The organism is Morganella sp. Je.2.23 (assembly GCF_051129855.1).
GTDB lineage: Bacteria > Pseudomonadota > Gammaproteobacteria > Enterobacterales > Enterobacteriaceae > Morganella > Morganella sibonii.
Genome location: NZ_JBCPSQ010000001.1, coordinates 969,351 through 984,451, shown reverse-complemented (window position 1 = coordinate 984,451; position 15,101 = coordinate 969,351). Strand labels below are relative to the sequence as shown.

Below are 15,101 nucleotides of genomic sequence, written 5' to 3'. Positions count from 1 at the left end.
GGATAATTCAATCAATAGTCACAACAGGACTGATAATAATAACGCCGGTAAATACCGGCGTTATTATTCTGCGGTCTGATGCCGTGTCATGCAACCGGCTGAACATCCGTTTTGTGCTTTTCCTCATCACGAAGCTCGCGACGCAGAATTTTGCCCACATTGGATTTCGGTAATTCATCACGAAACTCAATGATTTTCGGGACCTTATAGCCGGTCAGATAGCGCCGGCAGTGCAGGCGCAGCTCATCTTCTGTCAGTGATTTATCTTTGCGGACAACAAAAATTTTCACGGCCTCACCGGAGCTTTCACTCTCCACGCCGATAGCGGCACACTCCAGCACAGCCGGATGCAGCATGACCGCATCTTCAACTTCATTCGGGTAGACATTGAAGCCGGAAACCAGAATCATGTCTTTTTTGCGATCAACAATATGCAGAAAACCATTTTCATCAAACTGTGCGATATCCCCGGTAGCAACCCAGCCATCTTTCAGCACTTCGGCGGTGGCATCCGGACGGTTCCAGTACCCTTTCATGACCTGAGGACCCCGGACCCACATTTCCCCCGGCTGCCCTTCGTGCACATCCGTGCCGTCGTCATCCAGAAGACGGATCTCCGTTGACGGCACCGGGAAACCGATACTGCCGCTGTAACTCTTCAGGTTATGCGGATTACCGGCCACCAGCGGAGAGCACTCTGTCAGCCCGTAGCCTTCCAGCAGATGTTTGCCGGTCAGTTTTTCCCAGTTTTCCGCCACTGCTTTCTGCACCGGCATACCGCCGCCGACAGAGAGGTTCAGTGTGGAAAAATCAAGTTTGTGAAATTCCGGATTGTTGACCCAGGCATTAAACAGCGTATTGACCCCGGTGATCGCCGTAAACGGATATTTAGCCAGCTCTTTGATCGTCCCGCTGACATCCCGCGGATTAGTGATAAGCAGGTTACGGCCGCCGATTTCAATAAACAGCAGACAGTTCACGGTCAGTGCAAATACATGATAAAGCGGCAGCGCTGTGACAACCAGTTCTTTGCCGACTTTCAGTTCCGGAATATACGCCGCGCGCGCCTGCTCGAGATTGGCCAGCATATTGCGGTGAGTCAGCATCGCACCTTTGGCCACACCGGTGGTACCGCCGGTGTATTGCAGAAATGCCAGGTCTTCACGGTGGATTTCCGGCTTCACATACTGCATACGGTAGCCCTGATGGATAGCGCGGCGGAATGAGATAGCATCCGGCAGGTTATATTTCGGTACCAGCCGTTTGATATATTTGACCACAAAGTCCACCAGTGTGGCTTTCGGGCGTGAAAGCTGATCCCCCATACGGGTCAGGATCACATGACGGACCGTGGTGTTATAAACAATTTTTTCGAGGGTGTGTGCAAAATTGGAGACAATCACAATCGCGGCACAGCCGCTGTCATTTAACTGGTGTTCTAACTCTCTTGGTGTATAGAGGGGATTGACATTTACCACTACCATCCCTGCCCGCAGAATACCGAACAGCGCTATCGGATATTGCAGTAAGTTCGGCATCATCAGCGCGATGCGATCCCCTTTTTTCAGCCCCAGTCCGTTTTGCAGGTAAGCGGCAAATGCACGGCTTCGCTCTTCCAGTTTCCGGTAGGTCATCACCTCGCCCATATTGATAAAGGCGGGCTGGTCCGCAAAGCGCGATACCGCATTCTCCAGCATCTCTGCCATCGAGGCATAGGTGTCAGGATTGATATCTGCCGGGACATCTTCCGGATAGTGTTTAAGCCAGACTCTTTCCAAGGTTTTACTCCTGATTATTACTGCTCATCTCATAACCCGCTGGTGTTAACAAATTATTTACATAAACAAAGTATTTACATAAAACGGCGTTTTCCGGTAATTTTTCTGTTTCAGGTTGAGAGTCACATCACTAATTTGTTTTATAAAGCCAGATAACAATCGAGGCGGCAAATGCCGCCTCTTAATTTATTAGTTGTAACGCGCTGAAAATAATCGTTCAGGCTTATCGCTACCGGCGGGATTATACACTCAAATCCGCCTTTATGCTGAACTTTAAGGTTACCATACCCGCAAATCTGCGCGATTAAGGGACTAAATAATCCTGCACCACTGCCGGTCCCGGCGGATAGTACCAGCCGCCGCCATAGTAACCACCGCCGTAGTAGCCGTTATGCCAGCGCCACGGATCCGGCCCGTACACCGGCGGCGGCATAATCACCTGCCGGGCCTGGTGCCAGCGCAGGAAACCGGTGACATCAATAACCGGGAATGTGTACGGAACGTCGCCGATTTTACCGGTTTTCGTGCCGTTCATCAGCCCGACCACCGTGACATACTGATCACGGAAGTTATCCGGCTCCATAAAGCTGTTGATCCGGGCATATATCCGCCCGGTGATGGTTGAACCGAGGAATGGCGCACCGGTGCTGTTCAGCGGCATAACCGCGATTTCCAGCTGTGTCATATCCGGCTGATTCTGCACGCTGAGTACACGGCCGCCGAAACGCGCCTCCATTCCTTTATAGGCCTGTGGTGCTTTCTGAACGGCCTGAAAATCGGTCAGCATCGTGGTACCGCTGCCTTTAATAGACTCCGGGACCGTGGCGCAGCCGGTCAGCGCCAGTGATATAATCACAACACCATATTTCAGACTGCTCCGTAAGCGATTCATCATGATGTGAGCTCCTGTGACGGATAGTATCCGTCAATTATGACTGATGATTGCCGGTTCAACAATTAATGCAGGCTATTTTTTGGTGTGGTGACCACAGGATGATCACCATGAATACAATAAGATTTATCACACTCAGAAAGAATAGTTGGCACCAAACGTGTAATTGATGGCGTTATTGTTATTACCTTCATGGTTGTAATTAATTGTTCCGAATACATTCAGGTCATCGGTCAATGCTGCAGTAGCACCTAATTTTACAGAAGTCCGGTTTTTTTCCGGTTTTTTGCCTGTACGGGTAAATGATGTTTCTGTACCGTTAAGCGCTCCGCTGACACTCATCGCGTCATCCTGTAAATGATGGTGATACTTTATTTCAAAATAAGGGTTCACCGGCAGGGAATGAGTACTGATATTCCATCCTCCGCTTACCACATGCCGTTCCTGTTTCTGAGAGCTGAAGTGCATTGCGGTACTGCTGCCTGAGTTTTCACGGAAACCGTCAACTTTGTATTTATCGTATTGATAACCAATAACAGGACCGGTGGTGATATTATCCGTCAGGTTGTAGTTATAACCCGCATTGAGTGACACCCCAAATCCTGTAGCGTTTGTTTTTCCGTTTTCTGTCCGCGTTGCTTTGCCTAACTGTATATCACGTTTGATATTATCCAGACTCAGGCTGCCAAAACGGGCACTCATATTACCCCATAAGCCATTATCCGCAGAGGATTGTATAAACAGCGATGCAACCACACCGCGGGAATCATACCGGTACTGGTCATTAACTTTATAATCGCCGTCTGATGCACTTATCATTCCGCCATAAGCAAATGCCGGTGATTCCTGAACGGAAAGGCCAACGTTAAGATCATTAGTGGTTTCTCTGCCACTCAGATCCATCCTGTTTCCTTGTCCTGATTTAGCGCTTCCGCTGAACCCGCCAAACACATTAAGTTTATTATTTCCGGGGTTATTACGTAAATTTTGTAACTGCCCATCCAGGAACGATTGGTGAGTGGCGTTGAGGTTCTCTAATGATTTCGATAAGGAAGTTGCAAAATAAGGGGCATCGACAATAGAGGCGATGTATTGTGCGATAAGCGCATGACCTTCAGGGCTGGGGTGAAACCAGTCAGAGAATAAATATACCTTATCATCATGATAAGTCTCTGCACCTTCCTTACAATGAAAAGAACGGACACCGATTTGACACACAGGAACCAGAACATCATCAAAACCATATTCTTTTCCTGACAGGATAATTTCATCAAATAGTGTTTCAACATCAGCCCATATAATATTGCCATGTAATTTGGACAACCCTTTTTCCATAGTATGGTTAAATTGTCCGGTAATTCTGTTTTCGACATCGGTTACCAGTTGCTGATACACATTAACAACAGAACGCGGAATTGGTAATCCGTTTTTGTCTAATACGGCTTTAAAGGCATCAACAATATATTCTCTGCGTTGTTTTTCACTGCTGATTTCACCTTTGTTTTTTAGCTCATCATTCATTTGTTTGTAGAATTTTTGAGCGTTGAATTTTTCACCCAAAGCATCCTCAGCAAAGCTGAACAACGAAACAGATGTCCACGGAGATAAACCGGCTTTTGGAATGTTAGGTGCAATAACATACCCTGCCCCCGCATCTAATAATTTTTTGACACTGGCAACAGCAAGATCCGGCGATGGTGAAATTAAATAATCCTCACCCTTATGCAGCAAACCATGAAAATCTAATTTTTTAACGCTGTTAACTATGTTATACGAAATATCATTGGCGCCAATCCATACAACATACAGGCCATTTTTGTCCGCACGTCCGTTGTTTCTGCTCAGATAGAAATCGATCTGCTGTTCACTGGTGCGAATAGATGCCGGAGATAATTTATCTGCTGTGGCACCGCCTTCAGCATAATTATCGCCGCCAAAATTAGAGGGGATGAATGGTTTATTCAGATAATATTCAGACAATATCTCATTGTATAATTTACTGTGAGAGCCAGCCAGGTATCTGCTGTCATTACCTCTGTTCCCTCCGTCACTCATACTGTCACCGATGACGATAAAGGAGTCAAAAGCAAACGCGTTGAAGCCGGATAATAAAAAAACAAGTGTTGCTGAATAAGCTAAATTTCCTTTCATGATAATCCTTGTAGTAAATGATGTGACTTTAAAAATAACGGGCAGTACAGAAAAAGGTAATACTGATATTATTTTGTATATTTGTTTGTAATAAAAGTGTGAATTTTGTTGTTATTTTTATCAGCTTCCTGATGAGTTATTTGTTGCAAAAGACGTATGTAAGCAGATGACATTAATAATATTTAGTAAAGAAACACACCACTAATCTCACAGGAATAATAAAAATCATCAGAATGGTGTATAACTATCTGTTTATTATCATTATGTCGAAATAATGAATATCAGAGATATAGTCTGATAGTTGTTTTCTGCTCAGATGTAATAATAGTGTCACTGATTTTAGATTATCCACATAAGAATAAAATATGAGTTAATATACCTACACAGGGAGTTCGGGTTGAACATGATTTTTTCTTTTGTTTGAAGCTAACGTCCGGGAGGACTGTAAATAACATTACTATTCAATTAATTATAAAATGACACGCAAGTATTCTTGATATATATTTCTGTGATATCTGTTAAAAACACATAGCAGCAAAAAGTAACATGAGTGATAGTAACTCACGTGTAAATATTAATTTAAAACTAAAAATCATAGTTATCAACCAGCTTACCAGGCTAAAACAAGTCACAATGAGTATCCAATGATTGAAAAACCTTACCTTCCGGAAAAAAAGAGTGCCGAAAATGAAATTAAACTTAACTATTTTTTGGCAGAGTATAAATTCAGTGATGATTAAATGCAGATTATTCTCATGCAGCGGACATGATAAAATAAACACAGCAGCAGAACATCCTAAATAATATAAAATCACGACCGACTCTGATATAGAAATTAACGGTATCTTCCGACGAAACAGAACCAGTAATATCACGTATTACAAATGAAAGATAAAATACGCGGTATGAAATTTTCGTATATTAAAAAAATAACCTGAAAATGAAAACACCAGGTCTGAAAAAAGGTTTTCTGAAACCAGTCCGGAAAATCATACCATGAAAGCGTTTTTCGCAAAAATTCGGGCCGGTTCATTGTTGCCCGCTATCCGTATACGATACCAATAACTGATGCAGGTAATTCTCCGCAGGATAGTTTTGCATCAGCCTTTATTCACTGCTCTGTCTGTACCGGCTTCTGATTCAGCCTTATTACGTCAGTTATACAAGGCAAAGCCGAATATTTTTTCTTCCCCTCTCTTCTTTTGTATATATTTTAATCGGCCGGTTATCATGGATTCATCCATTCGGCTGAGCCGTGAACACTATTAATAAAAGCCCTGCCCCTGATATCCCGGTTCCTTTTTTTCGGGATAACTACCTCCGTCTCAATTAACTAAAGTAAAGGTGAAAACTATAGTAATTATTACGTAATAAAATATGAGCACACACACCAATATATACAAATAAAATGTTCACAAATGACAAGGCAAATAACATCACATCCGGAAAAAATATATCTCACATTAAAATAACATTCAGAAATAATAATAGGTACATATACATAGATGCACTAACGATATTCAGTAAACACAAGATAGCACAAGATAATTAGGACGTTTCTCATAAAAAAAATAAACACCTGAAAAGTAACAAGTCATGTTCACCGAACTGATTTGGAATATCAGCTATCCGGTTTGTTTCGGGTCGTATCTCTGGCAATGGCGGGCAAAATACCTGCAATTATATGAGTTATATTTGGTTTTGATTTGTTGCTTATAACGCCATATGGATATATTTAATTTCTTCATTTACAATAATTCACACTTCATAATAATTATTCGCATCAAGTTGATTCCTGCAATAATTATGAATTTTGTGCGTAGTGTTACTAATCCATGATTTGAATATTTTGTCGTTTGTTTATTTTCACTAACAGAGCCGGCGGAACCACATCGCCATACGTTTTTATTGACTCTAAACAACGAATAACTGTACTAGGTAGAAACGATGAATAAAATCGATGTTTTTTCAAAAGCAGGAAAGGAACTGACATACAGCAATGCTAATGTCATCAAAGTTCCGCAGCCCGGCGCAATCGTAAAGGTAAATATACCTACGAATTCAATTTCCGGAGCAGTAAAGTCAGGTAATAACTTAGTCATTCTTCAAAAAAATGGTGAGAAAATCACTCTTGAAGATTTTTTCCCGGCTGGCGGAAATGCTGAGCCGACTAAATTAGTTATTGCTGATGGTGAATACCTGTATCAGGCTAATTATGATTCAGATAATTTCTCCGGACTTGAATTCTCAGCTGTCAGCAGCATGGATGAGGTTATCAGCGGTGAAGGTACCGATCAGGGGGTAAACCCTGCAGTATGGATCGTTCCTTTAGTTGTTGCCGGTGTTGCCGGAATTGCGATTGCAGTCAGTAACAGCGGCGGCGGTGGTGGTGGCGGCGGTGGCAGTACAAAACCTGTAACTCCTGTCAATCCGGATGATAAGAGCCAGGCAAAATTTGACGAGCAAGTCGCTAAAACTAAAGCTGAGTTGACTGTCACTAAACTGGATGCCCTGAAAGCCGCTGTTGAAGCATTGAAAGCTGAACCTACGGCAGAAAATCTTGCAAAAGTTCAGAATGCTAAAGCAGCGTTAGCCGAAGAATTAGCTGCTCTTCAGACGAAAGTCACTGCTTTTGAAGTATTAACCAAAGCAGCAGCAGAAAATAAACTGAATACCACTGAAGCAAAAGCACTGCTGGAAAAAATTGCTTCAGAAATGGGTGATGCGACAACAGTATCAGAGAATGCCGATACTATTGCAAAAGTAGTATCAGATCTGCTGGATTATGTTAGTGGTCTGGATACTGCTTTCACTACCATGAAAGATGTTCTTGCTGCATCTGAAGCCGCTAAAACTCAGCCTTCTGATACAAATGTACAGTCTGTGCGGGAAGCACTGGCTGCATTGCAGAGCAAACTGGCTGAACTTAAAGCAGGACTGGAAATCAGCCTGAAAGCGGCAGCTGAAAAAGGAATTGCAACAGATACGTTAAAAGCACAGGCTGATGCAGCTCTTAATAAGGTTGAAAGTGAAATCGGGACGATCACTTCTAACCTGGAAATTGCAGAAGCTAATCTGGCTGCCGTCAATGACGCATTTGCCAAAGTGACTGCTTATAACGAGAAAGTATTAGCTGCTGAAAACAAAGTTAAAGAAGCTAACCTTGCTGTTGAAGCGGCGAAAAATGCCAAAGAACAGGCGATTAAATCAAACAGCCTTGATAAAGTTGATGAAATCAATGCGCAAATCAAAGCGGCTAACGACGATCTCATCAATGCCAAGCAGGCACTTAATGAGCTGACGACAGCCCGTGAAGATGCAATCAAAGCGATTGAGAAAATCAACCCGGATGTTGCTGCCAGCCATAAACCGAATACTGATAATCTGAAAGACGTTAATGTAACGCCTTCAGAACCGATTGAGAAAGGTATCATTGTTAAAGAAGCAAAAGGTATTTTTGAAGCAATCAAAGATGGCCTGGCTTCACTCAAAGATTTGGCAAACAGTGAATTCAAAGAATTTGTTGATAAAGTTCTTGCATCCAAACCTGTTGAAGTTATCAAAGACATGATTCAGGGTGCAAAAGATGCTATTTCTAATATCGGCAGCACTATCTGGACCGCAATTAAAGCACCAGTTGAAGCCTTTAAAGCAGGTTTTAAAGGTGTAAAAGACTTTATTTCAGAAACCGGCAACATTATCAAATCTGGTATCAAATTTGGTATTGATGCTGTGAAAGAAGCCATTTCCGGCGGATTTAAAATTTTCAAAGATGGCATCTCTGATGTTTATCAGGCAGTGAAGAAAACGGCTCTTGATGCAATCAAAGATATGAAATTTACTGATTGGATTAATCCGATAAAAGTAATTGGTTTAGGTAAAGACATCGTTATCAGCGGTATTAAAGCAGGCATCAAAGCTACCTGGGATGCAGTTAAAGCAATTCCCGGCAAAGGATTCGAATTTGTTGTTCAGAAAATAAAAGACGGCGCAAAACTGATTAGTGATCATGTTTCAACTCAGTTCAGCACTGTGAAAGATTCTGTACAGGAAATTGTCAAAATTTTACACACTGCTTTTATTAAAAATCCGATCGATACCTTCGTTAAGCCTGTCATTGATGCGCTTAACCCGTTCAAGGCTATTCCGAAATGGGGTTCAATTATTATTGAATCCATTAAAGATGGTATTGATATCCTGAAATCGCTTAAAGATATTCCGGGTAAAGGTATTGAAATTATTAAAGATATGATCAGTGATATTCTGGGCTCCTCCAAAGGCGATAAAGTCTCTGAAGGTGACGGAAATGAAATTAAGGCATTCCTGAAAGAAATCACAGATGCTCTGGAAACCCACACTGATGAAGTTGCTAAAGTCAGTGATGGTAAAGCAGCTGATGAAATCAAAGTGACTGATGAAGTTAAAGCTGCTGATGAAGTTAAAGAACCGGCATTCGAATTAAACGAACTGCTGTCTGAAAACAATACCGGTATCAATCTGGATGCAATTGCACCTAAAGAAGAGACCGTAAATGTTTCAGTACCTTCTGAAGCACAGGCAGAAACACAAGTATTTGTGAATCAGCCAATGATTGATGATCAGGCTAACCTCGTGAGTATGGTTGCTTAATGTAATATCAGATAATACCCTGCATAAGGAATATGCAGGGTATTATAAACCCAGCTCAATCTGATGAAACGTATGAAATTTTGTAAAGTCCGCTATCTGTCTGCTTTAGTCACAATAATATTTCATAGTCAGTCTTTTGGTAACAATGATACTTTTTATCCGGTAACATTTGATGCTAACGGAAAAAAGACAGCTCTGGTATTTGGTGTTTTTTCTAAATCCGGCTCCGACTCAGAATCAAATTCAAACTCAGATGAAAATAATAATCTCTCTGTAAATACAAAATCAAACGTGTCTCCCGGCATGTTAAATAGTCTGCGTTATTTGAATCAGAATACAAATTCTGATGAATCTGAACGAAATAGCGAAATTGACGTTGCATCCCTGCCGGGATATCAGCAGATACCCACACTAAAAAATACCGGGCCGGCAGGTAATTACGGGAATGTTGATATTCGCTCAATTGTGGATATGGCCATTTCCTGGCACCCTGCTATTAAACGTTCAGGCCGCGAAGTTGAAAGAGCCAAAGAAGCGATTGAAGAAGCTAATTCAGCTTATTACCCGTCATTAAATATGGGGGTAAAAACCGGCCTGGAACAAAACGATTATGGTAACGGAAATGATCGCTCGAATAAAATCACTGTTGCTGCTGAACAGATGATCTATGATTTCGGAAAAACCAAAACAAAAGTATCATTAAATGAATTAAATACGGTTTACTCAGAATATGAACTGGAAAAAGAAATTAATGATATTGCATACCAGACGGTAAACGCCTATTTGCAGGTAGTAAAGTATAAACAACTTATTGAAATTGCTGATGAGCAATTATCCGGCTTTGCTAAAATTAATGAGATCGCCAAAAAACGAACGGCTCTGGGTGCCAGTGCAGAGTCAGACTACTCACAATCAAAAGTCAGACTGGCATCTTCGGTATCACAGCTGAATGACTATAAATCCCAGTATAACCGCTGGAGTGCCACCCTGAATAACATGGTTAACAAAAGTATTTCAGACAAAATTGTTATCCGCTTTCCTGATGAATTACAATCGTCCTGCACAATGCGTATGGATGAAGCATTTTCATCTCCGATGATTCGCATTGCGGAATCGCAGGTAAGTGTTGCCAGAAAACAAATCGAATTAGCAAAATCTGAACATTACCCGACAATTTCACTGAATCCATTCTATGAATATGAGATAGAAGACAGGAACAGCAATAGTTACTCTAACCGGAATAAAGATAAATTTGGTGTTTATCTTAATGTAAAAGCACCATTATATCAGGGAGGCGCAATATCATCCCGTGTCCGGCAAGCAGAACAGGCATTATATGCTGCCAATAACAATTTAGAAAATGAATATACTAACTCACGGTTAAAAATATCTGAATCATCCAGTCAGGTTGAAAACGCCAAACTGAGTTTACAGGCCAAATTAAACCGGGCAACCGAATCTATACGCACGCGTGATTTATATATGATGCAATATGAACAATTAGGAACCCGCTCTTTTACGGATTTAATCAGTGCGGAATCAGAAATCCATCAAACAAAAATGGACATTATTAACAGTGAATACAACATTGCCAGTTTTTCTGTCGAATGTTTATACCAGACAGGTACATTGGCACAAAATTTCTCTAAATTCTAATGAAGGATTAAACTGTGAGTGTCGATTTTCTTGATGATGTCATTGACAATGAACAAGCTGAAAAACAACATTATTATGAAAGCTGGCGTAAAGCCATTATTCAGATAGCACACTATTACCGCTTAAACATATCAGAACAAAATATCCTGATTACGTCTTTATGGAGTAAAGACATGCAGGAAACAGCGGTAATCCGTATGATGACCAAACAAGCCGGATTATCATATAAATTTAATGCTGTCAAAAAATATAAATTTAACACCTGGCTCTTTCCTCAGGTAATTGAATTTAATGACGGTCAGCTGGCGTTATTAAAAAATATTGATAACAACGGTAACCTGGTTATCTCTTATGTCGAGGATGACGGATTAATATCTGTCCTGTCCCGCAGTGAGCTGGAAGAAAAAGCCTCACGGATAGTGACATTAAGACCGGTGAAAAATGCGGCAGATCCGCGTATTGATGATTATGTAAAACCAACTGAAAAATACTGGGTCTGGAAAATAATTTTTGCGGATATGAAGCCTTATTACTTTGTGATTCTGGGCTCCTTGTTTGTCAATATACTCGGTTTGGCCGGTATTACTTATTCTATGCAGACGTATGACCGGATCATACCCGCACAATCATATCCGACCATGTGGGTTCTGTTTTCGGGTGTTGTACTTGCCTTTATTTTTGATTTTACCTTAAGACTGCTGCGTTACAGCGTTGTCGATATTCTGGGCAAGCGTGCTGATTTAGTGATTTCTGACCGTGTATTCGGTCGTTCATTACGGATTAAAAACGGATTCCGCCCGAAATCGACAGGAACATTTATTTCCCAGTTACGGGAATTAGAACAAGTCCGTGAGATGATGACATCGTCAACCGTTGTTGCCATCGCTGACCTGCCCTTCTTCTTCTTATTTCTGGCTGTCATTTATTCCCTCGGCGGAATAGTTTTCGTCGTTCCGCTGGCCGGCATGATCCTGATGGTATTACCCGGCTTTTTCGCACAGAAAAAACTGGCAGTACTGGCTAACTCCGCAATGCGTGAATCCAGTCTGCGCAACGCGATGCTGGTGGAAACCGTGCAGGGACTGGATGATATTAAATTCTTACAGGCAGAACACCGTTTCCAGCAGCAATGGCTGCATTACACCAAAACAACGGCTGAAAATAGCCTTGAGCTGAAACACCTGACGCACAAACTGACATCATGGTCATATCTGATACAAAATGCCGTGTTTGTCTGCGTGGTTCTGGTAGGCACACCGCTGGTTATGGATGGTGAATTGTCAACGGGGGCACTGGTTGCTTCATCTATCCTGAGTTCACGTATGATGGCGCCTATTTCTCAGATCGCCGGTATTCTGACCCGCTGGCAACAAACAAAAGTCGCGATGTCGGGCCTGGACAGTATTATGCAGTTACCGGTTGATCATCCTGAAAATACAAAGATGGTGCATCGCCCTTCATTAACCGGTCAGTATTCTGTCCGTGATGCTTCCTTTGTTCACAATCAGGAAAGTAAGCGCATTGCGATCAAAGTGACAAAACTGGATATCTCACCGGGTGAAAAAATTGCGCTGCTCGGTCGTAACGGTTCAGGCAAATCATCCTTGCTCAGTGCTCTGGCGGGTATGATGATCCAGCTGGATGGTGAAATTACACTTGATCACCTGAATATCAGTAATATTGACCCTGCCGATTTACGCAGAGACATTGGTTATTTAACACAAAATTCGCGCTTGTTTTACGGTACTATCCGGGAAAATATTACATTAGGCATGCCGGTTGCTGAAGATAGTGAAATTATTGATGCTATCCGCCTGACTGGTGCTATTAACTTTATTAATCAGCTTCCTGATGGCTTGGATTATGTTATTCAGGAAGGCGGCAGCGGATTATCAGGCGGACAACAGCAGACACTTTTATTAACAAGATTAGTATTACGGAATCCTAATATTATTTTACTGGATGAACCAACAGCAGCTTTAGATGAAGTTACTGAAAAAGAGTTCGTTGATAATATGAAATCCTGGCTGAGTGGTAAAACAGTTATTATTGCCACACATCGCAGAAAAATCCTTGAATTAGTTGATCGTGTAATAGTCGTCTCGCAAGGAGAAATCCTTATGGATAAACATAAAAGTGATGTTGCAGCTTCGATTTAACAGGTGACAATATGAAAAAATCATTATTCAAAAACATATCGTCATTTATAAGAGATGTTTTTATGAAAAATAGTACATCTCACAGTTATGACGGTGTTGATGAATTTTCACATGATGAAGGTAAGGATGTTACTGCAAGCCGTGCGGCAACTATATTATTTTCCATTATGGGTTTTTTATCCGTTTTTTTAATCTGGAGTGCCTTATTTAATATAGATGAAGTTTCAAAAGGAAATGGTAAGGTCATTCCGAGCTCAAAAGAGAAAATTATCCAGTCAATGGATGGCGGGATTCTCGAGAATATTCATGTAAAAGAAGGACAAATTGTTGATGCCGGTCAGATTTTAGTTCAGCTTGATATTACACGGACACAATCTACGGTTGCAGAGTCAGAATCAAAATACCGTGCATTGCTGGCCCAGCAATCCCGGCTGTATGCCGAAGTAAATAAAGTTCCGTTAGTATTTCCGTCAGAATTAGATGAATTTACTGAATTAACCGGTGCGGAAAAACGGCTTTATGATTCACGGCGGCAGCAATTTGAAACGTCCATGAAAAATATCAGGGATTCAAAATCATTGCTGAACCGTGAGTTAGCGATCAATTCCAGGCTGGCTAAAGAAGGCGCATCAAGTACTGTGGATGTTATCCGCTTAAAAAAACAGCTTGTTGATTTAAGCATGAAAGAGTCTGAACTCCTTTCTGATTACTATGTCAGATCACGGGAAGAACTGTCCAAAGTTTCCGCTGAGATAGGTTCTTTGTCTCAGATTATACTCGGACGTAAGGATATGTTATCGAAATCAACTATCCGCTCTCCTGTCCGGGGCGTTGTCAAAAATATTGAAATTAATACTATTGGGGGTGTTGTGCCACCAAATGGCGAGTTAATGAATATTGTTCCGCTGGATGATAATCTATTAATAGAAGCCCAGATATCACCACGGGATATTGCATTTATTCATCCCGGACAAGCTGCAAAAGTAAAGATTACTGCATATGATTATTCAATTTATGGAGGACTGGATGGCGAAGTAGTTACTATTTCACCAGACACGATTAAAGATGAACAAAAACCGGATCTTGTTTATTATCGTGTTTATATCAAAACCGATAAGGATTATCTGATAACAGATAGTGCAAAGCAGTATTTTATTACACCCGGAATGGTAGCCAGTGTTGATATCCGAACCGGAAATAAAACTGTTTTGCAATACTTAATTAAACCATTCAATAAAATAAATGAAGCTCTCAGAGAGCGGTAACAGGTAAATATCATGAGTAATAAAAACACTGAGTTCAAAGAAATCACTGTAGCTGAAAAAAAATTCTTCATCATTAAACTTGATCCGTGGAGACGTTTAACGTTTATTGCTGATTTCCAGAAAGACTTTTTGATTCCTGTCATCAACAGTATCGGTGAAGAAAAAATCAGCGGTATGTTAAATAACAGCAATGCTGCAGACTTTGACTTTATGTCAGTTATTACATCATTATCTGGTGTTATCGATGGCAGTACCATTGAAAAATGGACAAAACGTATCTTAAATGAAGGTCTTGTTATCTACTTACGGGATGATGAAAAGAAAGCGAAGCTGGCTTTTGTTGAGCTGAATGATTTTTTCACTAACCCGATAGATATTCTGATGTTAATGAAAGAAGCGATTATGTTTAACCTTGAAGGGGTTACTGACTTATTTAGTAACTTCAAACAATCTCCGACACTGGCTGAAGGCTAAGAACAGACTAAAGCTAAGACAAAACCGTCATAAATAAAAATCCCGGCAGAGAAAACCTCTGCCGGGATTTTATTATTTATCTGCATCTTAAATACTC

8 protein-coding genes are annotated in these 15,101 nt (G+C 41.2%); 5 read left to right on the top strand and 3 right to left on the bottom strand.

Features of this window, described 5'->3' with window-relative positions; translation table 11 throughout:
• Positions 1-86: 86 nt before the first annotated feature.
• From fadD to AAZR23_RS04675, 3 genes are all read right to left on the bottom strand, one after another.
• Positions 87-1,778, bottom strand: a complete 1,692-nt coding sequence (fadD, locus tag AAZR23_RS04685; RefSeq protein WP_166707734.1) for a long-chain-fatty-acid--CoA ligase FadD — start codon at positions 1,776-1,778, stop codon at positions 87-89.
• Between the two features lie 304 nt (positions 1,779-2,082).
• Positions 2,083-2,673, bottom strand: coding sequence for a Slp family lipoprotein (locus AAZR23_RS04680; protein ID WP_434690844.1), 591 nt, complete (start codon positions 2,671-2,673; stop codon positions 2,083-2,085).
• A gap of 132 nt (positions 2,674-2,805) precedes the next feature.
• Positions 2,806-4,821: an autotransporter domain-containing protein gene (locus AAZR23_RS04675; RefSeq protein ID WP_434690841.1), complete on the bottom strand. Its 2,016-nt coding sequence runs from the start codon at positions 4,819-4,821 to the stop codon at positions 2,806-2,808.
• Between the two features lie 1,947 nt (positions 4,822-6,768).
• On the opposite strand from AAZR23_RS04675, the gene AAZR23_RS04670 reads away from it, so the two are divergent.
• From AAZR23_RS04670 to AAZR23_RS04650, 5 genes are all read left to right on the top strand, one after another.
• The gene (locus AAZR23_RS04670) at positions 6,769-9,450 is read left to right on the top strand and encodes a BapA/Bap/LapF family prefix-like domain-containing protein (RefSeq protein ID WP_434690838.1); all 2,682 of its coding nucleotides are present in this window, start codon (positions 6,769-6,771) and stop codon (positions 9,448-9,450) included.
• Between the two features lie 63 nt (positions 9,451-9,513).
• A complete protein-coding gene (locus AAZR23_RS04665) occupies positions 9,514-11,106 on the top strand; it encodes a TolC family outer membrane protein (protein ID WP_434690836.1) in 1,593 nt (530 codons plus the stop codon).
• 14 nt (positions 11,107-11,120) lie between these two features.
• The gene (locus AAZR23_RS04660) at positions 11,121-13,265 is read left to right on the top strand and encodes a type I secretion system permease/ATPase (RefSeq protein ID WP_046892184.1); all 2,145 of its coding nucleotides are present in this window, start codon (positions 11,121-11,123) and stop codon (positions 13,263-13,265) included.
• Between the two features lie 11 nt (positions 13,266-13,276).
• Positions 13,277-14,530: an HlyD family type I secretion periplasmic adaptor subunit gene (locus AAZR23_RS04655; RefSeq protein ID WP_107679084.1), complete on the top strand. Its 1,254-nt coding sequence runs from the start codon at positions 13,277-13,279 to the stop codon at positions 14,528-14,530.
• Between the two features lie 12 nt (positions 14,531-14,542).
• Positions 14,543-15,004: a phage tail assembly chaperone gene (locus AAZR23_RS04650; RefSeq protein WP_166707729.1), complete on the top strand. Its 462-nt coding sequence runs from the start codon at positions 14,543-14,545 to the stop codon at positions 15,002-15,004.
• Positions 15,005-15,101: the final 97 nt, after the last annotated feature.

What these genes read in the sequence shown, in the direction of transcription:
- AAZR23_RS04650 (WP_166707729.1), top strand. Translation starts at nt 14,543, where the DNA reads ATGAGTAATAAAAACACTGAGTTCAAAGAAATCACTGTAGCTGAAAAA.
- AAZR23_RS04670 (WP_434690838.1), top strand. Translation starts at nt 6,769, where the DNA reads ATGAATAAAATCGATGTTTTTTCAAAAGCAGGAAAGGAACTGACATAC.
- AAZR23_RS04665 (WP_434690836.1), top strand. Translation starts at nt 9,514, where the DNA reads ATGAAACGTATGAAATTTTGTAAAGTCCGCTATCTGTCTGCTTTAGTC.
- AAZR23_RS04675 (WP_434690841.1), bottom strand. Translation starts at nt 4,821, where the DNA reads ATGAAAGGAAATTTAGCTTATTCAGCAACACTTGTTTTTTTATTATCC.
- AAZR23_RS04655 (WP_107679084.1), top strand. Translation starts at nt 13,277, where the DNA reads ATGAAAAAATCATTATTCAAAAACATATCGTCATTTATAAGAGATGTT.
- AAZR23_RS04680 (WP_434690844.1), bottom strand. Translation starts at nt 2,673, where the DNA reads ATGATGAATCGCTTACGGAGCAGTCTGAAATATGGTGTTGTGATTATA.